The following is a 19,700-nucleotide window of genomic DNA, read 5'->3' on the forward strand; positions in this document are numbered from 1 at the left end:
AGTCCCCCTCGCGATGACGCCTCTAGAAACCAAGCGCCCGCTGCAGCTCAATGATCAGGGCCAGCTGCGCCACTTCCTCTCGCTCGACGGTTTGCGCCGCGAGTTGCTGACGGAAATCCTCGACACCGCCGACTCGTTCCTCGAAGTCGGCGCCCGGGCGGTGAAGAAAGTCCCGTTGCTGCGCGGCAAAACCGTGTGCAACGTGTTCTTCGAGAACTCCACCCGCACCCGCACCACGTTTGAACTGGCGGCCCAACGGCTGTCGGCGGACGTGATCACCTTGAACGTGTCCACGTCCTCGGCAAGCAAGGGCGAAACCCTGCTCGACACCCTGCGCAACCTGGAAGCCATGGCTGCCGACATGTTCGTCGTGCGCCACGGTGATTCCGGCGCGGCGCACTTCATCGCCGAACACGTGTGCCCGCAAGTGGCGATCATCAACGGCGGCGACGGCCGTCACGCCCACCCGACCCAGGGCATGCTCGACATGCTGACCATCCGTCGGCACAAGGGCGGCTTTGAAAACCTCTCGGTGGCCATCGTCGGCGACATCCTGCACTCGCGGGTCGCGCGCTCGAACATGCTCGCGCTGAAAACCCTCGGTTGCCCGGACATCCGCGTGATCGCGCCGAAGACCCTGCTGCCGATCGGCATCGAGCAATACGGCGTGAAGGTCTACACCGACATGACCGAAGGCCTGAAAGACGTCGACGTGGTGATCATGCTGCGCCTGCAACGGGAACGCATGACCGGCGGCCTGCTGCCGAGCGAAGGCGAGTTCTATCGCCTGTTCGGCTTGACCACCGCGCGCCTGGCCGGGGCCAAACCGGATTGCATCGTCATGCACCCGGGGCCGATCAACCGTGGGGTGGAGATTGAGTCGGCAGTGGCCGACGGCCCGCATTCGGTGATCCTCAACCAGGTCACCTACGGTATTGCGATTCGTATGGCCGTGCTGTCCATGGCCATGAGCGGGCAAACAGCCCAGCGCCAATTCGAGCAGGAGAACGCCCAGTGAAGCTCAGCATTCTCGGCGCCCGCGTCATCGATCCGACCTCGGGTCTGGATCAAGTCACCGACATTCATATCGAAGCCTGCAAGATCGTCGCGCTTGGCGCGGCACCGGCCGGTTTCACTGCTTTAGAAACCATCGACGCCCAAGGCCTGGTGGCCGCGCCCGGCCTGGTTGACCTGAACGTCGCCCTGCGCGAGCCGGGTTACAGCCGCAAAGGTTCGATTGCCAGCGAAACCCGCGCCGCAGCGGCCGGTGGCGTCACCAGCCTGTGCTGCCCGCCGAAAACCAAACCGGTGCTGGACACCTCGGCCGTGACCGAATTGATCCTCGACCGTGCCCGCGAGGCCGGCAACACCAAAGTCTTCCCGATTGGCGCCCTGAGCAAAGGCCTGGACGGCGAGCAGCTTGCAGAGCTGGTCGCATTGCGCGATGCCGGCTGCGTGGCCTTCGGCAACGGTCTGGAGAGCTTCCGCAACACCCGTACCCTGTGCCGGGCGCTGGAATACGCGGCGACCTTCGACCTGACGGTGATTTTCAACTCGCAGGATCACGACCTGGCCGAAGGTGGCCTGGCCCACGAAGGCCCGACCGCGAGCTTCCTCGGTTTGCCGGGCATTCCCGAAACCGCCGAAACCGTGGCCCTGGCCCGGGATCTGCTGCTGGTCGAGCAAAGCGGCGTGCGCGCGCACTTCAGCCAACTCACCAGCGCGCGCGGCGTGGCCCTGATCGCCCAGGCCCAGGCCCGTGGGCTGCCGGTGACCGCCGATGTGGCGTTGTACCAACTGATCCTGACCGACGAAGCGCTGATCGACTTCAGCAGCCTCTACCACGTCCAGCCGCCGCTGCGCACCCGCGCCGACCGCGACGGCTTGCGGGCAGCGGTGAAATCGGGGGTAGTCTCGGCCATCTCCAGCCATCACCAACCTCACGAGCGCGATGCCAAACTGGCACCGTTCGGCGCGACCGAGCCGGGCATCAGCAGTGTTGAACTGTTGCTGCCGCTGGCGATGACGTTGGTTGAAGATGGTTTGCTCGACCTGCCGACCCTGCTCGCACGCTTGAGCGCCGGCCCTGCCGAAGCCTTGCGCCTGCCGGCAGGCAAATTGGCGGTGGGTAGTGCTGCGGACATCGTGCTGTTCGACCCGACAGCCTCCACCGTTGCGGGTGAAACCTGGCTTTCCAAAGGCGAGAACTGCCCGTTTATCGGCCACAGCCTGCCGAGCGTGGTGCGTTACACCCTGGTGGATGGACGGATTAGCCACCAGGCGTAAAAACAAAAAGATCGCAGCCTTCGCCAACGCCTACCGGGAACCCATATCCCATGTAGGAGCTGCCGCAGGCTGCGATCTTTTGATCTCCGCTCTTATCTTTGGCTCTGCGCGTTACGCACCGAAACCTGGTCATTCAGCGTCCAGAAGTCATACAACACCCCCAGAAAGAAAAACCCGCCCGTCACCAGGTACAGCAACCCGCTGATCCACTTCCCCTGATACATCCGGTGCACACCGAATACCCCGAGAAACGCCAGCAGAATCCAGGCGACGTTGTATTCGATGGGGCCAGCGGTAAAACGCAGGTCCGCCTCACGGTCCATGGCCGGAATCAGGAACAGGTCGATCAACCAGCCAATCCCCAGCAAACCGAAGGTGAAAAACCAGATCGTCCCGGTCACCGGCTTGCCGTAATAGAAGCGGTGAGCGCCGGTAAAACCAAAAATCCACAGCAGGTAACCAATGATTTTGCTGTGGGTGTCTTGATGCGCCACAGAGTGTTGATAGGTGTTCATGCAGGACCTCGATTCACACGATAGATAAATATTGTTGAATTCTTTGTGACTTTTTTACAGGCGTCCGACGTATGGCAAATGCTACCTTCACTCCCGTCAAAGCCTTGTACCACCTGACTCCTGTCAGACAATCGCGTCAATTTGCCGCTTATTTGGTTCCGTTGACCGCCAGGTTGAATCGACCAACGGCCCCGAAAGGGACAAAAAAGCTGTTATAAAGTTGCGCGCTAACCCATATGAGCCTTGCCTAATGCGTCCATTTTTCAAGACATGGCTAACCATTTGCCTATTAATGCCACTGGCCGCCCACGCCACCAATCGTGAGCAACGTCTTCCTAACGTTAATGGTTACACCCCTAAATCCCATGTTTCTGCTCCTTCGAGCAAAAACAAGCAAACTGCAAAACATTCGACCCATCTGGCCACTGCCAACAGCAAGCTGGTTCCGCCGATGGCGAACAAGCAAAGCAGCAACGTGTTGAGCCGTGCGGTGAATGTACTCGGTACGCCTTACCGTTGGGGCGGCAGCAGCCCAAGTAAAGGGTTCGACTGCAGTGGTTTGGTGAAATACGCGTTTAACGACGCCACGTTCGACCTGCCGCGCACCTCCAACGCCATGGCCAGCGGTCACGGGCAGAAAGTCGAACGCGCGGATCTGAAACCGGGCGATCTGATTTTCTTCAATATCAAGAGCCGTAAGGTCAATCACGTTGCCATCTACCTGGGCAACGACCGCTTTATCCACGCACCGCGCCGTGGCAAGTCGGTGACCATCGATACGCTGAAGAAGCCGTACTGGGAAAGCCACTACGTGGTTGCCAAGCGGGTTTTGCCAAAAGAACCGCACCAGATGCGTGTCGTTCAGCGCTGATTGTTTAAAGCAAGATCAAAAGATCGCAGCCTTCGGCAGCTTCTACACAGGGATTCGCGTTTCCCCGTAGGAGCTGCCGAAGGCTGCGATCTTTTGCTTTTAGCGGTTTAGAAGTTATCCGGCGACCGCGCCTTCTCCCGCGCATGTTCGCGGCTGATCAAACCCTTGGTCACCAAGTCCTTCAAGCACATGTCCAGCGTCTGCATCCCCAGGTTGCCCCCGGTCTGAATCGACGAGTACATCTGTGCCACCTTGTCTTCGCGGATCAGGTTACGGATCGCCGACGTGCCGAGCATGATCTCGTGCGCCGCGATCCGTCCGCCGCCGATCTTCTTGACCAGTGTCTGCGATACCACCGCCAGCAGGGATTCGGACAGCATCGAGCGCACCATCGACTTCTCGTCGCCCGGGAATACATCCACCACCCGGTCGATGGTCTTCGCCGCCGACGTCGTGTGCAGCGTGCCAAACACCAGGTGACCAGTCTCGGCGGCGGTCAACGCCAGGCGAATGGTCTCCAGATCACGCATCTCCCCCACCAGAATGACATCCGGGTCTTCCCGCAGTGCCGAGCGCAGGGCGGTGGCGAAGCTGCGGGTATCGCGGTGGACTTCGCGCTGATTGATCAGGCATTTACGCGATTCGTGGACGAACTCGATCGGGTCTTCGATGGTGAGGATGTGGTGATGGCGATGGTTGTTCAGGTAATCGATCATCGCCGCCAGGGTGGTGGACTTGCCGGAACCGGTCGGGCCGGTGACCAGCACCAGGCCACGGGGCGCTTCGGTAATCTTGCGAAACACATCGCCCATGCCGAGGTCGTCCATGCTCAGGACTTTCGACGGGATGGTGCGGAACACCGCGCCGGCGCCACGATTCTGGTTAAACGCGTTGACCCGGAAGCGCGCCACGCCCGGCACTTCGAACGAGAAGTCGGTTTCAAGGTGTTTCTCGAAGTCCACCCGCTGGGTGTCGTTCATGATGTCGTAGATCAGCTCGTGCACCTGTTTGTGGTCCAGGGCCGGCAGGTTGATGCGCCGCACATCGCCATCGACGCGAATCATCGGTGGCAGGCCGGCAGACAGGTGCAAGTCGGACGCGCCCTGTTTGGCGCTGAATGCCAGCAGCTCAGTGATATCCATAGCACTCCTCAATTCCAGTAGAATGCCGCGAACCTTCAGACCGGCGGCGCCTCTTGATGTCCACGATAGCAGACAACATTCTTCAGGTTAGTTCGCGTATCCAGGCAGCGACCCAAGCTGCGCACCGCGAAGAGCACAGCGTTCAGTTGCTGGCCGTGAGCAAGACCAAGCCCGCCGAGGCCTTGCGTGAAGCTTATGCCGCCGGCCTGCGGGACTTTGGCGAGAACTACTTGCAGGAAGCCCTGGGCAAACAGCTCGAATTGGCCGACCTGCCCTTGATCTGGCACTTCATCGGCCCCATTCAGTCGAACAAGACTCGCGCTATCGCCGAGCACTTCGCTTGGGTGCATTCCGTGGATCGTTTGAAAATCGCACAACGCCTGTCCGAACAACGTCCCGCCGAGCTGCCGCCGCTGAACATCTGCATCCAGGTCAACGTCAGCGGTGAAGACAGCAAATCCGGTTGCACCCCGGCCGACCTGCCGGCCCTGGCTCAAGCCATCAGCGAGTTGCCGCGCCTGAAGTTACGCGGGTTGATGGCGATCCCCGAGCCAACGGACGACCGCGCCGCCCAGGATGCCGCGTTTGCTGCCGTGCAAAGCCTGCAAGCCAGCCTGAACCTGCCGCTCGACACACTTTCCATGGGCATGAGCCATGACCTTGAGTCGGCTATCGCCCAAGGCGCCACGTGGGTCCGTATCGGTACGGCCCTGTTTGGCGCCCGCGACTACGGTCAACCATGACCACTTTCTTCTACAAGGACCTGACATGAGCAAGACTCGTATTGCCTTTATCGGTGCCGGCAACATGGCCGCCAGCCTGATCGGCGGCCTGCGCGCCAAGGGTCTGGACGCGGCCCACATCCGCGCCAGCGATCCCGGCGCTGAAACCCGCGCTCACGTGAGCGCCGAACACGGCATCGAAGTATTCGCTGACAACGCCGAGGCGATTCAAGACGCCGACGTGGTCGTGCTGGCGGTCAAACCCCAGGCGATGAAAGCCGTGTGCGAAGCGATTCGCCCAAGCCTGAAACCCAATCAACTGGTGGTGTCCATCGCCGCCGGCATCACCTGCGCCAGCATGAACAACTGGCTCGGCGCCCAACCGATCGTGCGTTGCATGCCCAACACCCCGGCGCTGCTGCGTCAGGGCGTGAGCGGTTTGTTCGCCACCGCGCAAGTGAACGCCGAACAACGGCAACAGGCCCAAGAGCTGCTGTCCGCCGTCGGCATCGCGCTGTGGCTGGAGCAAGAGCAGCAACTGGACGCGGTCACCGCCGTTTCCGGCTCGGGCCCGGCGTATTTCTTCCTGTTGATTGAGGCCATGACCGCTGCGGGCGTGAAACTCGGCCTGCCGGCGGACATCGCCGCGCAACTGACCCTGCAAACCGCACTCGGCGCCGCGCACATGGCCGTTGCCAGTGACGTCGACGCGGCGGAATTGCGTCGCCGTGTGACGTCGCCTGCGGGCACCACGGAAGCAGCCATCAAGTCATTCCAGGCCGGGGGCTTCGAAGCCCTGGTAGAAACAGCACTCGGCGCCGCCGCGCACCGCTCGGCTGAGATGGCTGAGCAACTCGGTCGCTAATCAGCTCTTACAAAGGAATCAACGATGCTCGGACTCAACGACGCTGTCATTTTCATCATTAAAACCCTGGGCAGCCTGTACCTGCTGATCGTGCTGATGCGCTTCATCCTGCAACTGGTCCGGGCGAACTTCTATAACCCGCTCTGCCAGTTCATCGTCAAAGCCACCCAACCGCTGCTCAAGCCGCTGCGCCGGGTCATCCCGAGCATGTTCGGCCTGGACATGTCGTCACTGGTGCTGGCACTGATCATTCAGATGGTGCTGATTGCGGTGATCCTGACGCTCAAAGGCTTCATGGTCGAATGGGTGCTGTTGGTCCCTTGGGCGCTGATCGCGATCTTCTCGCTGTTTTTGAACATCATTTTCTACGCGATGATCATCAGCGTGATCCTGTCCTGGGTCGCACCGGGCAGCCACAATCCGGGCGCCGAACTGGTTGCGCAGATTACTGAACCGGTCCTCGCGCCGTTCCGCCGGCTCATCCCGAACCTGGGCGGCCTCGACATCTCGCCGATCTTTGCCTTTATCGCGATCCAGTTGCTGCAGAGCTGGCTGATCCCGCGCCTGGCGTACTACGCGCTGATGCCACAAGGGCTGCTCGGCCTGATCTGATGAGCTACTTTCGCTGGGACGGTGACGACCTGATTCTGGAGTGTCACCTGCAACCGGCGGCCCGCAGCGATGATTTCTGCGGGCTGCATGGCGATCGACTGAAAATCCGCCTGACGGCGCCGCCGGTCGAGGGCAAGGCCAATGCTTACCTGATAGCGTTTCTGGCCAAGGCGTTTGGGGTGTCCAAAAGCCAGGTCAGTTTGATCAGCGGCGAGTTGAACCGGCAGAAACGGGTGCGGATTTGTTCGCCGAAGAAGTTGCCGGAGTTGCCTGAACTGGTGCGTCCGCCAGGTTGACCGCGTTATCGTTCTTCGCGGGCAAGCCTCGCGCCCACAGGACTTACGCGATCCCCTGTAGGAGCGAGGCTTGCCCGCGAATGCCGCACCTCGGTCTAACCGGGAAAATCAGCCCCGGCCATTGCTTGCCGCTAACCCCACCGGTCTTTAGACTTACGCCTCATTTCAACGAGAGCAGGGTCGATGCCAACTGCCTTTCCCGCCGATTCTGTTGGTCTGGTGACGCCGCAAATGGCGCACTTCAGCGAAGCCCTGGCCCTGGCCTGCGGCCGTTCGCTTCCAGCTTATGACCTGATCTACGAAACCTACGGCACGCTGAACGCCACGGCGAGCAACGCCGTGCTGATCTGTCACGCCTTGTCTGGTCACCATCACGCTGCCGGTTTCCACAGCCCCGACGACCGCAAACCCGGTTGGTGGGACAGCTGCATCGGCCCCGGCAAGCCGATCGACACCAGCAAGTTCTTCGTGGTCAGCCTGAACAACCTCGGCGGCTGCAACGGCTCCACCGGCCCGAGCAGTATCAACCCGGAAACCGGCAAGCCCTTCGGCGCCGACTTCCCGGTGCTGACCGTGGAAGACTGGGTGCACAGTCAGGCGCGCCTGTCCGACCTGCTCGGCATCAGCCAATGGGCGGCGGTGATCGGCGGCAGCCTGGGCGGCATGCAGGCCTTGCAGTGGACCATCACCTACCCCGACCGCGTGCGGCATTGCCTGGCCATCGCCTCGGCACCCAAGCTGTCGGCGCAGAACATTGCGTTCAACGAAGTGGCGCGCCAGGCGATCCTCACCGACCCCGAGTTCCACGGCGGCTCGTTCCAGGAAGCCGGGGTGATCCCCAAGCGCGGCTTGATGCTGGCGCGGATGGTCGGGCACATCACCTACCTGTCCGACGATTCCATGGGCGAGAAATTCGGCCGTGGCCTCAAGAGCGAAAAGCTCAACTACGACTTCCACAGCGTCGAATTCCAGGTCGAAAGCTACCTGCGTTATCAGGGCGAGGAGTTTTCCGGGCGTTTCGACGCCAACACTTACCTGCTGATGACCAAGGCCCTGGACTACTTCGACCCGGCGGCCAATTTCAACGACGACCTGGCGAAAACCTTCGCCGGCGCCACGTCCAAGTTCTGCGTGATGTCCTTCACCACCGACTGGCGCTTCTCCCCTGCCCGCTCCCGGGAACTGGTGGACGCACTGATGGCGGCCAAGAAAGACGTGTGCTACCTCGAGATCGACGCTCCGCAAGGCCACGATGCCTTCCTGATTCCGATCCCGCGTTATTTGCAGGCGTTCAGCAATTACATGAACCGTATTAGTTTGTGAGTAAGCCATGAGAGCTGATCTGGAAATCATCCAGGAATGGATTCCCGCCGGTAGCCGCGTGCTCGACCTCGGTTGCGGCGACGGCGAACTGCTGACCTGGCTGCGGGACAACAAACAAGTCACCGGCTATGGCCTGGAAAACGACCCGGACAACATCGCCGAGTGCGTGGCCAAGGGCATCAACGTGATCGAACAGGACCTGGACAAGGGCCTGGGCAACTTTGCCAGCAACAGCTTCGACGTCGTGGTCATGACCCAGGCGCTGCAAGCCGTGCACTACCCGGACAAGATCCTCGACGAAATGCTGCGGGTCGGGCGCCAGTGCATCATCACCTTCCCCAATTTCGGTCACTGGCGCTGCCGCTGGTACCTGGCGAGCAAGGGCCGGATGCCGGTGTCCGACTTCCTGCCGTACACCTGGTACAACACGCCGAACATCCACTTCTGTACTTTCGGCGACTTTGAAGAGCTGTGCCGCGAACGTGAAGCGAAGGTCATTGATCGGCTTGCCGTGGATCAACAGCACCGCCACGGGTGGGCCAGTAAGCTATGGCCTAATCTATTAGGTGAGATCGGTATCTACCGCGTCAGCAGCCCCGGGCTGCAAGACCACAAGGTCGCGGTCTGAACCACGCCATTTCAAGGAGAACGATCATGGGTCGTCTAGCACTGTTTCTACTTACTGCCTGCCTGAGCGTCACCGCCATGGCTGCCGAAATCATCAAGAGCGAGCGCCAGGAAACCTTTGGTGACGTGACGGTGCACTACAACACCTTCAACTCGACGTTCCTGCAACCGGACATCGCCAAAGCAGCCGAACTGATCCGCAGCAAAAACCAGGGCGTGATCAACGTGTCGGTCATCAAGGACGGCAAACCGCTGATCGCTCAAGTCAGCGGTACGGTCAAAGACCTGACCAGCAAAACCGTGCCCCTGAGCTTCCGCCAGATCACCGAACAAGGCGCGGTCTACTACATCGCGCAATACCCGGTCGATCAGCAGGAAGTCCGCACCTTTGAGATCAAGGTGCAGAACGGCGACAAGATCAACACCATCAATTTCAACCAAGAGCTTTTCCCCGGCGAATGATGAACTTCACGCAACTCGTACTGGCCAGCCATAACGCCGGCAAACTCAAGGAACTCCAGGCCATGCTCGGCACATCGGTGCAACTGCGCTCGATCGGCGAGTTCAGCAACGTCGAGCCGGAAGAAACCGGCCTGTCGTTCGTCGAGAACGCCATCCTCAAGGCCCGCAACGCGGCGCGCATCTCCGGCTTGCCGTCGCTGGCCGATGATTCAGGGCTGGCGGTGGATTTCCTCGGTGGCGCGCCGGGGATCTACTCGGCCCGTTACGCCGACGGCCAGGGTGATGCGGCGAACAACGCCAAGCTGCTCGACGCCATGAAAGACGTACCGGAAGCCGAGCGCGGCGCGCAGTTTGTCTGCGTCCTGGCGCTGGTGCGCCACGCCGATGATCCGTTGCCGATTCTCTGCGAAGGCCTGTGGCACGGGCGCATCCTGCACGCCGCCAGCGGTGAGCACGGCTTTGGTTATGACCCGCTGTTCTGGGTGCCGTCACGCGACTGCTCCAGCGCCGAGTTGAGCCCTAGCGGAAAGAACCTCATCAGCCACCGCGCCCGTGCAATGGATCTGCTGCGCCAGCGTCTAGGCTTGATATGACCCATGAATCATCCGCGTCACCGCTGATTTTCGGCGGCGGCGCACAAGCGCCACGGGCCGCGCTGCCGGTGCTGCCGCCCCTGGCGCTGTACATCCACATCCCGTGGTGTGTGCGCAAATGCCCTTATTGCGACTTCAACTCCCACACCGCCAGCCCTGTGCTGCCGGAAGAAGAGTATGTCGACGCGTTGCTGGCCGACCTTGATCAGGATCTGCACGCGGTCTACGGCCGTGAGCTGAGCTCGATTTTCTTCGGCGGCGGCACGCCGAGCCTTTTCAGCGCCGAGGCGTTGGGCCGGTTGCTCAAAGGTGTGGAACAACGGATTACGTTTGCCAGCGACATCGAAATCACCCTGGAAGCCAATCCGGGGACGTTCGAGCAAGAGAAGTTCGTCGCTTACCGGGCGCTGGGCATCAATCGCTTGTCGATCGGCATCCAGAGCTTTCAGGAAGAGAAACTCAAGGCCTTGGGGCGGATTCACAACGGTGACGAGGCGGTGCGTGCCGCCGGCATGGCCCGTCAGGCCGGGTTCGACAACTTCAACCTGGACTTGATGCACGGCTTGCCGGATCAGTCCCTGGACGACGCCCTGAGCGACCTGCGCCAGGCCATCGCCCTGAAGCCGACCCACTTGTCCTGGTATCAACTGACCCTGGAGCCGAACACGGTGTTCTGGAACCAGCCGCCGACGCTGCCGGAAGACGACACGCTGTGGGACATTCAGGAAGCTGGGCAGGCGCTGCTGGCCGAACACGGTTACGCGCAATACGAAGTCTCGGCCTATGCCCAGCCCGGTCGTCCGGCGCGGCATAACCTCAACTATTGGAGTTTCGGCGACTTCATCGGCATCGGCGCCGGCGCCCACGGCAAGCTCAGTCACCCGGACGGGCGTATCGTCCGCACCTGGAAAACCCGTTTGCCGAAGGACTATCTGAACCCGGCCAAAAGCTTCAAGGCCGGCGAGAAAGCCCTGACCAATGACGAACTGCCGTTCGAGTTCCTGATGAACGCTTTGCGCCTGACGGAAGGCGTGGAATCGCGCGTGTATCCGGAGCGCACCGGGCTGCCCCTGGAAAGCCTCGCCGAAGGTCGCCGGGAAGCCGAACAAAGCGGCTTGTTGCAGGTCGAACCGTCACGTCTGGCGGCCACCGAGCGCGGACAACTGTTTCTCAATGACTTGCTGCAGACATTTCTGAGCTGATTTCAGCCCTAAGGGAAAACCAATGGATTTGATCCTCGACCTGCTCGCCACCGTGTCCCGCTGGAGCCGTAGCAACCTGTCGGAAATCTCTCTGGCGCTGGTGGGTTGCCTGCTGGTGCTGTTCGGCGCGGACATCAAAGGCTGGGTCGAACAACGCCTGGGCAGCATCGCCGGCGCCTTGCGCGTCCCGCTGATGGCGCTGTTGTGCATGATCGGCAGCGGCCTCGCCCTGATCTACGCCACGCCGTGGATCGTTCGCGGCTTGAGCCAGTTCAACAACTACAGCCTGGCGCCGGTGTTGTTGGTGGTGCTGGTGTTGATCGGCGTAGTGGCTGACCGCCGCTGAACCCCAGGCACAAAAAAACCCGTAGGAGCAAGGCTTGCCCGCGAAGAAGACGCTGCGGTGTGACAGACACACCGCGTCATCGTTCTTCGCGGGCAAGCCTCGCTCCTACGGGTTTCAGGTCGCTCAGGACTGCTTTTCGAACTTCAGGTCCCACACGCCATGCCCAAGACGTTCGCCACGGCGTTCAAACTTGGTGATCGGGCGCTCGGTCGGGCGCGGCACGCATTTGCCGTCTTCGGCCAGGTTGCGATAACCCGGCGCGACGTTCATCACTTCCAGCATGTACTCGGCGTACGGTTCCCAGTCGGTGGCCATGTGCAGAATGCCGCCAACCTTCAACTTGCTGCGCACCAGTTCAGCGAACGACGCTTGAACGATACGGCGCTTGTGGTGACGGCTCTTGTGCCATGGGTCCGGGAAAAACAGCATCAGGCGATCGAGGCTGTTGTCGGCCACGCAATTGTTGAGCACTTCGATCGCATCGCAATCGTAGACCCGCAGGTTGGTCAGGCCCTGGGTCAGCACGCCATTGAGCAGCGCGCCCACACCCGGACGGTGAACTTCCACACCGATGAAATCCTGTTCCGGCGAAGCCGCAGCCATTTCCAGCAGCGAATGCCCCATGCCGAAACCGATTTCCAGCGAGCGCGGCGCCGAGCGGCCGAACACCTGATCGAAGTCCACCGGCGCATCGGCCAGTGGCAGGACGAACAGCGGCGTGCCCTGCTCCAGGCCTTTTTGCTGGCCTTCAGTCATGCGCCCGGCGCGCATCACAAAACTCTTGATGCGGCGGTGTTGGCGCTCTTCGCCTTCTTCCGGCTGGACAGGCGTTTCGTTTGATTCAGTCATCAATGGCTCTTACTTGATCAGACCATCCAGCGGCGAGGAGGCGCTGGCATAGAGTTTTTTCGGCATGCGGCCGGCGAGGTAGGCCAGGCGACCTGCCACGATGGCGTGTTTCATGGCTTCAGCCATCATGATCGGCTGCTGGGCGTGGGCGATGGCCGAGTTCATCAGCACCGCCTCGCAACCCAGCTCCATGGCGATGGTGGCGTCGGATGCAGTGCCGACACCGGCATCCACCAACACCGGGATCTTGGCTTCTTCGAGGATGATCTGCAGGTTGTACGGGTTGCAGATCCCCAGGCCCGTGCCGATCAGGCCGGCCAGCGGCATGACCGCGATAACACCGATTTCCGCCAGTTGACGGGCGATGATCGGGTCATCGCTGGTGTAGACCATCACGTCGAAACCTTCCTTGACCAGCACTTCGGCGGCCTTGAGGGTTTCGATCACGTTAGGGAACAGGGTTTTCTGGTCGGCCAGCACTTCCAGCTTCACCAGGTTGTGGCCGCCGAGCAGTTCACGGGCCAGGCGACAGGTGCGCACGGCCTCGGTGGCGTCGAAGCAACCGGCGGTGTTCGGCAGGAAGGTGTAGCGATCCGGCGACAGGACTTCGAGCAGGTTCGGCTCGCCCGGGTTCTGGCCCAGGTTGGTGCGGCGCACGGCGAAGGTGACGATCTCGGCACCCGAGGCTTCGATGGCCAGGCGGGTTTCTTCCATGTCGCGGTACTTGCCGGTGCCTACCAGCAAACGCGACTGGTAAGTACGACCGGCCAGGACGAAGGGCTTGTCGCTACGAACGATGCTCATGGGAAATCCTCTGTAGGGGTGAGGTTCTTGCAGAATTCTGTGCCCTTGCGGGCCGGGCGACTAGCCGCCGCCGATGGCGTGCACCACTTCGACATTGTCGCCGTCGTTCAGGGTAGTGTCGGCATGCAGGCTGCGCGGGACGATATCCAGATTGAGTTCGACCGCCACCCGGCGTCCGGTCAGTTCCAGACGGGTCAGCAGGGCCGCAACGGTTTCACCGTCGGGCAGTTCAAGGGATTCGCCGTTCAACTGAATGCGCATGCAAGAAGCCGCCATCATTTTTAGGGGCTGGCATTCTAGCCCGATCGGTCAGATTGACCCAAGCCATTCGTCTTGAAACACAATCCCGTAGGAGCTGCCGCAGGCTGCGATCTTTTGATCTTGGGTTTTGAAGATAAAAAGATCGCAGCCTGCGGCAGCTCCTACAGGGTCAGGTCAACCGCCAAGCTGCGAGACCCAGGCAGAACCAGCCGACCAGGAATGCCAGGCCACCAAACGGCGTGATGATGCCAAGCTTGCTCACGCCAGTGATGGTCAGCAGGTACAGACTGCCGGAAAACAGCAAGATGCCGATGGCAAAGGAGGCGCCGGCCCAGGTGATCAGGCGACCTGGAATCTGCGTGGCCAGCAGCGCCACACCCAACAGCGCCAGGGTGTGCACCAGTTGATAGGTGACGCCGGTGTGGAAAATCGCAAGGTATTCGGGGGTCAGGCGGTTTTTCAAGCCATGGGCGGCGAACGCACCAAGGGCCACGCCGGTGAAGCCGAAGAAAGCGGCCAGCATCAGAAAGCCACGCAGCATGAAGAACTCCAGTCAGACTCGATCAACAGGGTCTGTATAATGGCCCGCTCAACGGGTTCGGCCAAGCCATCTCTATGCTGCGTTTAATTTTCCGTCGTTTCACGAAGGCCCTGCTCTGGTTCGCGGGCGGCAGCATCGTGCTCGTGCTGATTTTTCGCGTGGTGCCACCACCGGGCACGGCGCTGATGGTTGAGCGTAAAGTCGAATCCTGGTTCGACGGCGAGCCCATCGACCTGCAACGCACCTGGAAACCCTGGGATGAAATCTCCGATGACCTGAAAGTCGCGGTGATTGCCGGCGAGGACCAGAAATTCCCGGAGCACTGGGGTTTTGACTTCGGGGCGATCCAGGCAGCCTTGGCCCACAACGAACTCGGCGGCTCGATTCGCGGCGCCAGTACGCTCAGCCAGCAAGTCTCGAAAAACCTCTTTCTATGGTCCGGCCGCAGCTGGCTGCGCAAAGGTCTGGAAGCGTGGTTTACCGGGTTGATCGAAGTGTTCTGGCCCAAGCAGCGGATTCTTGAGGTCTATCTGAACAGTGTTGAGTGGGATGACGGGGTGTTTGGCGCTGAGGCGGCGGCCCGGCATCACTTTGGTGTCAGCGCTAAAGGCCTGAGTCGCCAGCAATCGAGCTTGCTGGCTGCGGTACTGCCCAATCCACGGGTGTGGAGCGCTAGCCATCCGACCAACTACGTCGCACGCCGGGCCGGGTGGATTCGGCAACAGATGAGTCAGTTGGGGGGCGACAGCTATTTGCTGGGCCTCAACGATTCGCGGCGGGCGCCGTGGGCTCAGTAATTTGACGCGCCCCCTGTAGAGCGAGGCTTGCCCGCGAAGGCGTCGTGTCAGGCACCATCATCATCGACTGACACGACGCCATCGCGGGCAAGCCTCGCTCCTACAGGGGTTTGTGTAGATGGCACAAACAAAAACGCCCCAATCATCTCTGATCGGGGCGTTTTTTATTGCCGGTTCGCCGGTTAGGCGGCGATCGACAACTTGAGCTTGTTCATCGCGCTTTTCTCAAGCTGACGAATACGCTCGGCCGACACGTTGTACTTCTGCGCCAGGTCGTGCAGCGTGGCTTTCTCTTCAGCCAACCAGCGCTGGTAGAGGATGTCACGGCTGCGGTCGTCCAGCACTTCCAGCGCTTCGTGCAGGTTGTGGTTGGAGTTGTCGCTCCAGTCGGCATCTTCCAGTTGACGAGCCGGGTCGTACCGGTGGTCTTCCAGATAGTTGGCCGGCGATTGGAAAGCGCTGTCGTCGTCCGCTTCTGCGGCCGGGTCGAAGGCCATGTCATGGCCGGTCAGGCGACTTTCCATCTCGCGCACTTCCCGCGGCTCTACACCGAGGCTTTCCGCCACGCGGTGGACTTCCTCGTTGTTCAGCCACGCCAGACGTTTCTTCTGGCTGCGCAGGTTGAAGAACAGCTTGCGCTGGGCCTTGGTGGTCGCGACTTTCACGATGCGCCAGTTGCGCAGGATGAACTCGTGAATTTCCGCCTTGATCCAGTGCACAGCGAACGAAACCAGACGCACACCCATTTCCGGGTTGAAGCGCTTTACAGCCTTCATCAGGCCAACGTTGCCTTCCTGGATCAGGTCAGCCTGGGCCAGGCCGTAGCCGGAATAGCTACGGGCAATGTGTACAACAAAACGCAGGTGGGCGAGCACCATCTGCCGAGCCGCCCCCAAATCCTGCTCATAATAGAGACTCTCGGCCAGTTCACGCTCCTGCTCCGGTGTCAGCAATGGAATGCTGTTCACCGTGTGCACATAGGCTTCCAGGTTTGCGCCTGGGACCAGAGCATAAGCAGGTTGCAAAGAAGTGGTCATACGAAAAAACCTCCGACTTACATAACTCGTGCAGTTCAGCACTGCGAAAATTGACCGGAAACCGTTGAACAAGTTCCCTTAGAAACCGAAAGGTCAATACGCGCAAAAAGATACTACTTCGGCGCCAGCTCCCTGAGATGGCGTGCGACTGCAATCCATGCACCGATATAACCCAACAGCACCGCGCCAAGCAAGAGCGACAGACCATCGGCAACTGGCACTCCGGCCAGCGCAAAATTACTGCCGTACAAGCCGGCCAAACCAACCACTGCGTCGTTCAACCAGTTAAGGCCGAACGCCAATACGCCCCAGGAAAGAATCCCCGCACCGAAGCCATATAACGCGCCCATGTACAGAAAGGGCCTGCGCACATAGCTGTCCGTGCCGCCGACGAGTTTAATCACTTCTATCTCTGTGCGACGGTTTTCAATATGAAGACGAATGGTATTGCCTATCACCAAAAGTAATGCAGACACCAAAAGCACAGTCAGACCGAAGACAAACCGGTCGCCCAGCTTGAGGATGGCCGCCAGACGCTCGACCCAGACTAGATCAAGTTGCGCCTGTTGTACCTTCGGCAACTCGGAAAGTTTTTGTCTTAATGCTTCCAGCGTCGGCTTATCGACCTCGTTCGGCGTTACCAGCACCACGCCCGGCAGCGGGTTTTCCGGCAGCTCCTTGAGCGCCTCACCCAGGCCTGACTGCTGCTGAAACTCTTCCAGCGCCTGATCGCGGCCAACATATTCAGCGTCCGCGACGCCGGGCATGCCTTTGATCTGCTCGCGCAACGACTCACCCTGCTCCGGGCTGGCATTGAGGTCCAGATACAAGGAAATCTGCGCCGCACGCTGCCAAGACCCGCCCAGCCGCTCGACGTTATTTAGCAAAAGTGACAGCCCCATGGGCAAACTCAGGGCCACCGCCATCACCATGCAGGTGAAAAAACTGCCGATCGGCTGTTTGCCCAACCGGCGCAGGCTATCCACCAGACTGGCGCGATGGCTTTCAATCCAGGCGCGCAGCAGCGTGGAAAAGTCCGGGCCGTCGTCATCGTCACGTTTTTTCTTCTGCGGTTGCGGATCGGCAGCCTTCGGGGCTACGCGCTCGGAAACCTTGGGACTGCGTGTCGCACTCATACGCCCGCCTCCCCGTCGCCGATCAATCGGCCGCGCTGCAAGGTCAGCATGCGGTGACGCATGCGGGCGATCAGTGCCAGGTCGTGACTGGCGATAAGTACGCTGGTGCCCAGACGGTTGATGTCTTCGAACACGCCCATGATCTCGGCCGCCAGACGCGGATCGAGGTTACCGGTCGGTTCGTCCGCCAGCAGCAAGGCCGGGCGGTGAACGATGGCGCGGGCAATGCCGACGCGCTGTTGCTGGCCGGTGGACAGGTCGCCAGGGTACAGATCGGTCTTGTCCGAGAGCGCCACGCGCTCCAGGGCCGAATCCACCCGCTTGGCGATCTCGGGCTTGGACAGGCCGAGGATCTGCAAGGGCAGCGCGACGTTGTTGAACACCGTGCGATCAAACAGCAACTGGTGGTTCTGGAACACCACGCCGATCTGCCGACGCAGGTAAGGAATCTGTGCGTTGCTGATAGTGCCCAGGTCTTGCCCGGCCAGCAGCAACTTGCCGGTGGTCGGACGCTCCATGGCCAGCAACAGCCGCAACAACGTGCTTTTACCGGCGCCGGAATGGCCGGTGACAAACAAGAACTCGCCCCGACGGACTCGAAAGCTCAGCTCATGCAAGCCGACGTGACCGTTCGGGTAGCGTTTACCGACCTGTTCGAAACGAATCATGAACGCTCCCGCTCGGCGAACAATGCCTGGACAAAGGGTTCTGCTTCAAAGGTACGCAAGTCATCGATGCCTTCACCGACGCCAATGTAGCGGATCGGCAGGCCAAACTGCTTGGCCAGGGCGAAGATCACCCCGCCCTTGGCGGTGCCGTCGAGCTTGGTCAGCGCCAGCCCCGTCAACTGCACGGTCTGGTTGAACTGCTTGGCCTGGTTGATGGCGTTCTGGCCAGTACCGGCGTCAAGCACCAAAAGCACTTCGTGCGGCGCGTCGACGTCAAGTTTGCTGATGACTCGACGAACCTTCTTCAATTCTTCCATCAGGTTGTCTTTGGTGTGCAGACGACCGGCGGTGTCGGCGATCAGCACGTCAATACCACGGGCCTTGGCGGCCTGCACGGCATCGAAGATTACCGAAGCCGAATCGGCGCCCGTGTGCTGGGCGATCACCGGGATCTTGTTGCGCTCACCCCAGACCTGCAATTGCTCCACGGCAGCGGCGCGGAAAGTGTCACCGGCGGCGAGCATGACTTTCTTGCCTTCCAGTTGCAGCTTCTTCGCCAGTTTGCCGATGGTGGTGGTTTTGCCGGCGCCGTTGACGCCGACCACCAGAATCACGAACGGCTTGTTCTGCGAGGTGATTTTCAGCGGTTGCTCGACGGGCTTGAGCATCGCCGCCAGTTCCGCTTGCAGGGATTTGTACAGCGCGTCGGCATCGGCCAATTCTTTGCGGGCGACTTTCTGGGTCAGGCGCTGAATGATCACAGATGTCGCTTCGACACCAACGTCGGCGGTCAGCAGACGGGTTTCGATGTCTTCGAGCAGTTCGTCATCAATGATCTTCTTGCCCAGGAACAGGCTGGTCATGCCTTCGCCGATGCTGGCGCTGGTCTTGGACAGGCCTTGCTTGAGGCGGGCGAAGAAACCGGCTTTGGTTTCCTCGGTGCGCGGCGGCTCGGCCGGGGTTTCGACGACGACCGGAGCAGCAACAACCGGCGCGATGACGGGTGCGGGTGCCGGCGCTTGAACAATCGGCGCCACCGGGGCAACGAACGCGGGCACCACAGGCTCAGGAACAACCGGTGCAGGCTCGGCCACGACAACTGGCTCGACAACCGGCACATGAACCGGCGCAATCGGCGCCGGAATCGGCGGTGTCACATGCGGCGCCTGCTCGTCTTCGACCAACGCCACCGGCTCTTCCGCCACTGGCAATGTCAGCCAAGGCGTAGCGGCTGGCGTCACAGGCGACTCGGCCACGACTTCGACTTGCGGCTCAGGCTCAGGCTCAGGCTCGGTGACCGGTTGCAGCACCGGCTCGGCAATCGACAGAACAACCGGTGCCGGCTCCTCTACTATTACCGGCTCAGGAATTGGCTCAGGCAGTGGCTGTGGCTGTTCGACGACGGTTTCCTGCGGCTTTTTGCGCAGCCATCCGAACAGGCTTTTCTTCTCGCCAGCCGCAGCTGGGGTCTTCTTGTCGTCGTTGGAACCAAACATGGAGGACGGCTATCTCACGGTAGCGACGCGCCAAAGGGCGCCCCGGCAAATAAATATTCGATGCAGAACAGACTGCGATTGACCCAGCTTGTTCACGCGCAACATTTTGTCGAGGGCCAACGGCACCTCAAAGGTCGACTAATACGAAGGACTGGACCGGCATCGTCGGCGAAAACGCAGAGTCTAGCTGACAAACTCAAAGCTTCTGCCGAGAACCCATACAACCTGCGGACCGATAAAAGGCTCACA

24 protein-coding genes are annotated in these 19,700 nt (G+C 60.8%); 14 read left to right on the forward strand and 10 right to left on the reverse strand.

What is annotated here, in order from left to right; all coding sequences use genetic code 11:
- The first annotated feature begins 13 nt into the window (after positions 1–13).
- Both V5E99_RS01095 and V5E99_RS01100 read left to right on the forward strand, forming a co-directional pair.
- Positions 14–1,018, forward strand: a complete 1,005-nt coding sequence (locus tag V5E99_RS01095; protein ID WP_007897943.1) for an aspartate carbamoyltransferase catalytic subunit — start codon at positions 14–16, stop codon at positions 1,016–1,018.
- Positions 1,015–2,286 carry a dihydroorotase gene (locus V5E99_RS01100; protein WP_499800263.1) on the forward strand — a complete coding sequence of 424 codons (1,272 nt, stop codon included), beginning with the start codon at positions 1,015–1,017 and terminating at the stop codon, positions 2,284–2,286. The genes V5E99_RS01095 and V5E99_RS01100 overlap by 4 nt, the downstream gene beginning before the upstream one ends.
- A gap of 92 nt (positions 2,287–2,378) precedes the next feature.
- On the opposite strand, the gene V5E99_RS01105 is transcribed toward V5E99_RS01100, so the two are convergent.
- Entirely contained in the window at positions 2,379–2,801 is a 423-nt protein-coding gene (locus V5E99_RS01105; RefSeq protein WP_499800265.1) for an NINE protein, read from the reverse strand.
- A 451-nt stretch (positions 2,802–3,252) separates the two neighbouring features.
- Here V5E99_RS01105 and V5E99_RS01110 point away from each other — a divergent pair, with 451 nt between their 5' ends.
- Positions 3,253–3,672, forward strand: a complete 420-nt coding sequence (locus V5E99_RS01110; RefSeq protein ID WP_499800267.1) for a C40 family peptidase — start codon at positions 3,253–3,255, stop codon at positions 3,670–3,672.
- 107 nt (positions 3,673–3,779) lie between these two features.
- Here V5E99_RS01110 and V5E99_RS01115 read toward each other — a convergent pair whose 3' ends face one another.
- The gene (locus tag V5E99_RS01115) at positions 3,780–4,814 is read right to left on the reverse strand and encodes a type IV pilus twitching motility protein PilT (RefSeq protein ID WP_499800269.1); all 1,035 of its coding nucleotides are present in this window, start codon (positions 4,812–4,814) and stop codon (positions 3,780–3,782) included.
- A gap of 56 nt (positions 4,815–4,870) precedes the next feature.
- On the opposite strand from V5E99_RS01115, the gene V5E99_RS01120 reads away from it, so the two are divergent.
- From V5E99_RS01120 to V5E99_RS01165, 10 genes are all read left to right on the forward strand, one after another.
- On the forward strand, positions 4,871–5,557 hold the full coding sequence (locus tag V5E99_RS01120) for a YggS family pyridoxal phosphate-dependent enzyme (RefSeq protein WP_499800271.1): 687 nt from the start codon (positions 4,871–4,873) through the stop codon (positions 5,555–5,557).
- 25 nt (positions 5,558–5,582) lie between these two features.
- A complete protein-coding gene (proC, locus tag V5E99_RS01125; RefSeq protein WP_499800273.1) occupies positions 5,583–6,401 on the forward strand; it encodes a pyrroline-5-carboxylate reductase in 819 nt (272 codons plus the stop codon).
- A gap of 24 nt (positions 6,402–6,425) precedes the next feature.
- Positions 6,426–7,013 (forward strand): YggT family protein, encoded by a 588-nt coding sequence (locus V5E99_RS01130; RefSeq protein WP_499800274.1) that lies wholly within the window; start codon positions 6,426–6,428, stop codon positions 7,011–7,013.
- Complete coding sequence (locus tag V5E99_RS01135) at positions 7,013–7,309, forward strand: DUF167 domain-containing protein (RefSeq protein ID WP_499800275.1); 297 nt, start codon at positions 7,013–7,015, stop codon at positions 7,307–7,309. The genes V5E99_RS01130 and V5E99_RS01135 overlap by 1 nt, the downstream gene beginning before the upstream one ends.
- Positions 7,310–7,492: 183 nt before the next feature.
- Positions 7,493–8,632: a homoserine O-succinyltransferase MetX gene (metX, locus tag V5E99_RS01140; RefSeq protein WP_499800276.1), complete on the forward strand. Its 1,140-nt coding sequence runs from the start codon at positions 7,493–7,495 to the stop codon at positions 8,630–8,632.
- Positions 8,633–8,639: 7 nt separating this feature from the next.
- Positions 8,640–9,260 carry a methionine biosynthesis protein MetW gene (gene metW, locus V5E99_RS01145; protein ID WP_499800277.1) on the forward strand — a complete coding sequence of 207 codons (621 nt, stop codon included), beginning with the start codon at positions 8,640–8,642 and terminating at the stop codon, positions 9,258–9,260.
- A 26-nt stretch (positions 9,261–9,286) separates the two neighbouring features.
- Positions 9,287–9,721, forward strand: coding sequence for a DUF4426 domain-containing protein (locus V5E99_RS01150; protein WP_499800279.1), 435 nt, complete (start codon positions 9,287–9,289; stop codon positions 9,719–9,721).
- A complete protein-coding gene (rdgB, locus tag V5E99_RS01155; RefSeq protein ID WP_499800280.1) occupies positions 9,718–10,314 on the forward strand; it encodes an RdgB/HAM1 family non-canonical purine NTP pyrophosphatase in 597 nt (198 codons plus the stop codon). Before V5E99_RS01150 ends, rdgB begins: the two co-directional genes overlap by 4 nt.
- Positions 10,311–11,516 (forward strand): radical SAM family heme chaperone HemW, encoded by a 1,206-nt coding sequence (gene hemW / locus V5E99_RS01160; RefSeq protein ID WP_499800281.1) that lies wholly within the window; start codon positions 10,311–10,313, stop codon positions 11,514–11,516. The genes rdgB and hemW overlap by 4 nt, the downstream gene beginning before the upstream one ends.
- A 22-nt stretch (positions 11,517–11,538) precedes the next feature.
- Complete coding sequence (locus V5E99_RS01165; protein ID WP_499800282.1) at positions 11,539–11,862, forward strand: DUF3392 domain-containing protein; 324 nt, start codon at positions 11,539–11,541, stop codon at positions 11,860–11,862.
- Between the two features lie 123 nt (positions 11,863–11,985).
- On the opposite strand, the gene trmB is transcribed toward V5E99_RS01165, so the two are convergent.
- The 4 genes from trmB to V5E99_RS01185 form a co-directional block, all read right to left on the reverse strand.
- Positions 11,986–12,711 carry a tRNA (guanosine(46)-N7)-methyltransferase TrmB gene (gene trmB / locus V5E99_RS01170; RefSeq protein WP_499800284.1) on the reverse strand — a complete coding sequence of 242 codons (726 nt, stop codon included), beginning with the start codon at positions 12,709–12,711 and terminating at the stop codon, positions 11,986–11,988.
- Positions 12,712–12,720: 9 nt separating this feature from the next.
- Complete coding sequence (locus V5E99_RS01175; protein ID WP_008068101.1) at positions 12,721–13,515, reverse strand: thiazole synthase; 795 nt, start codon at positions 13,513–13,515, stop codon at positions 12,721–12,723.
- A gap of 60 nt (positions 13,516–13,575) precedes the next feature.
- Positions 13,576–13,776 (reverse strand): sulfur carrier protein ThiS, encoded by a 201-nt coding sequence (thiS, locus tag V5E99_RS01180; protein WP_499800286.1) that lies wholly within the window; start codon positions 13,774–13,776, stop codon positions 13,576–13,578.
- 169 nt (positions 13,777–13,945) lie between these two features.
- Positions 13,946–14,317 (reverse strand): DUF423 domain-containing protein, encoded by a 372-nt coding sequence (locus tag V5E99_RS01185; protein WP_201198306.1) that lies wholly within the window; start codon positions 14,315–14,317, stop codon positions 13,946–13,948.
- Between the two features lie 74 nt (positions 14,318–14,391).
- On the opposite strand from V5E99_RS01185, the gene mtgA reads away from it, so the two are divergent.
- Positions 14,392–15,114, forward strand: coding sequence for a monofunctional biosynthetic peptidoglycan transglycosylase (gene mtgA / locus V5E99_RS01190; protein ID WP_499800289.1), 723 nt, complete (start codon positions 14,392–14,394; stop codon positions 15,112–15,114).
- A gap of 182 nt (positions 15,115–15,296) precedes the next feature.
- Here mtgA and rpoH read toward each other — a convergent pair whose 3' ends face one another.
- From rpoH to ftsY, 4 genes are all read right to left on the reverse strand, one after another.
- Positions 15,297–16,151, reverse strand: a complete 855-nt coding sequence (gene rpoH / locus V5E99_RS01195; RefSeq protein WP_003176698.1) for an RNA polymerase sigma factor RpoH — start codon at positions 16,149–16,151, stop codon at positions 15,297–15,299.
- Between the two features lie 113 nt (positions 16,152–16,264).
- Positions 16,265–17,287 carry a permease-like cell division protein FtsX gene (gene ftsX / locus V5E99_RS01200; protein WP_499800292.1) on the reverse strand — a complete coding sequence of 341 codons (1,023 nt, stop codon included), beginning with the start codon at positions 17,285–17,287 and terminating at the stop codon, positions 16,265–16,267.
- Positions 17,284–17,955 (reverse strand): cell division ATP-binding protein FtsE, encoded by a 672-nt coding sequence (ftsE, locus tag V5E99_RS01205; RefSeq protein ID WP_054044439.1) that lies wholly within the window; start codon positions 17,953–17,955, stop codon positions 17,284–17,286. Before ftsE ends, ftsX begins: the two co-directional genes overlap by 4 nt.
- Positions 17,952–19,451, reverse strand: coding sequence for a signal recognition particle-docking protein FtsY (gene ftsY, locus V5E99_RS01210; protein ID WP_499800295.1), 1,500 nt, complete (start codon positions 19,449–19,451; stop codon positions 17,952–17,954). The genes ftsE and ftsY overlap by 4 nt, the downstream gene beginning before the upstream one ends.
- Positions 19,452–19,700 lie beyond the last annotated feature (249 nt).

Source organism: Janthinobacterium sp. LPB2021202312-11-4 (assembly GCF_037049705.1).
GTDB lineage: Bacteria > Pseudomonadota > Gammaproteobacteria > Pseudomonadales > Pseudomonadaceae > Aquipseudomonas.

Coding starts and splice junctions, on each gene's coding strand:
- V5E99_RS01095 (WP_007897943.1), top strand. CDS start 14: ATGACGCCTCTAGAAACCAAGCGCCCGCTGCAGCTCAATGATCAGGGC.
- V5E99_RS01105 (WP_499800265.1), bottom strand. CDS start 2,801: ATGAACACCTATCAACACTCTGTGGCGCATCAAGACACCCACAGCAAA.
- V5E99_RS01110 (WP_499800267.1), top strand. CDS start 3,253: ATGGCGAACAAGCAAAGCAGCAACGTGTTGAGCCGTGCGGTGAATGTA.
- V5E99_RS01115 (WP_499800269.1), bottom strand. CDS start 4,814: ATGGATATCACTGAGCTGCTGGCATTCAGCGCCAAACAGGGCGCGTCC.
- V5E99_RS01120 (WP_499800271.1), top strand. CDS start 4,871: ATGTCCACGATAGCAGACAACATTCTTCAGGTTAGTTCGCGTATCCAG.
- proC (WP_499800273.1), top strand. CDS start 5,583: ATGAGCAAGACTCGTATTGCCTTTATCGGTGCCGGCAACATGGCCGCC.
- V5E99_RS01130 (WP_499800274.1), top strand. CDS start 6,426: ATGCTCGGACTCAACGACGCTGTCATTTTCATCATTAAAACCCTGGGC.
- V5E99_RS01135 (WP_499800275.1), top strand. CDS start 7,013: ATGAGCTACTTTCGCTGGGACGGTGACGACCTGATTCTGGAGTGTCAC.
- metX (WP_499800276.1), top strand. CDS start 7,493: ATGCCAACTGCCTTTCCCGCCGATTCTGTTGGTCTGGTGACGCCGCAA.
- metW (WP_499800277.1), top strand. CDS start 8,640: ATGAGAGCTGATCTGGAAATCATCCAGGAATGGATTCCCGCCGGTAGC.
- V5E99_RS01150 (WP_499800279.1), top strand. CDS start 9,287: ATGGGTCGTCTAGCACTGTTTCTACTTACTGCCTGCCTGAGCGTCACC.
- rdgB (WP_499800280.1), top strand. CDS start 9,718: ATGATGAACTTCACGCAACTCGTACTGGCCAGCCATAACGCCGGCAAA.
- hemW (WP_499800281.1), top strand. CDS start 10,311: ATGACCCATGAATCATCCGCGTCACCGCTGATTTTCGGCGGCGGCGCA.
- V5E99_RS01165 (WP_499800282.1), top strand. CDS start 11,539: ATGGATTTGATCCTCGACCTGCTCGCCACCGTGTCCCGCTGGAGCCGT.
- trmB (WP_499800284.1), bottom strand. CDS start 12,711: ATGACTGAATCAAACGAAACGCCTGTCCAGCCGGAAGAAGGCGAAGAG.
- V5E99_RS01175 (WP_008068101.1), bottom strand. CDS start 13,515: ATGAGCATCGTTCGTAGCGACAAGCCCTTCGTCCTGGCCGGTCGTACT.
- thiS (WP_499800286.1), bottom strand. CDS start 13,776: ATGCGCATTCAGTTGAACGGCGAATCCCTTGAACTGCCCGACGGTGAA.
- V5E99_RS01185 (WP_201198306.1), bottom strand. CDS start 14,317: ATGCTGCGTGGCTTTCTGATGCTGGCCGCTTTCTTCGGCTTCACCGGC.
- mtgA (WP_499800289.1), top strand. CDS start 14,392: ATGCTGCGTTTAATTTTCCGTCGTTTCACGAAGGCCCTGCTCTGGTTC.
- rpoH (WP_003176698.1), bottom strand. CDS start 16,151: ATGACCACTTCTTTGCAACCTGCTTATGCTCTGGTCCCAGGCGCAAAC.
- ftsX (WP_499800292.1), bottom strand. CDS start 17,287: ATGAGTGCGACACGCAGTCCCAAGGTTTCCGAGCGCGTAGCCCCGAAG.
- ftsE (WP_054044439.1), bottom strand. CDS start 17,955: ATGATTCGTTTCGAACAGGTCGGTAAACGCTACCCGAACGGTCACGTC.
- ftsY (WP_499800295.1), bottom strand. CDS start 19,451: ATGTTTGGTTCCAACGACGACAAGAAGACCCCAGCTGCGGCTGGCGAG.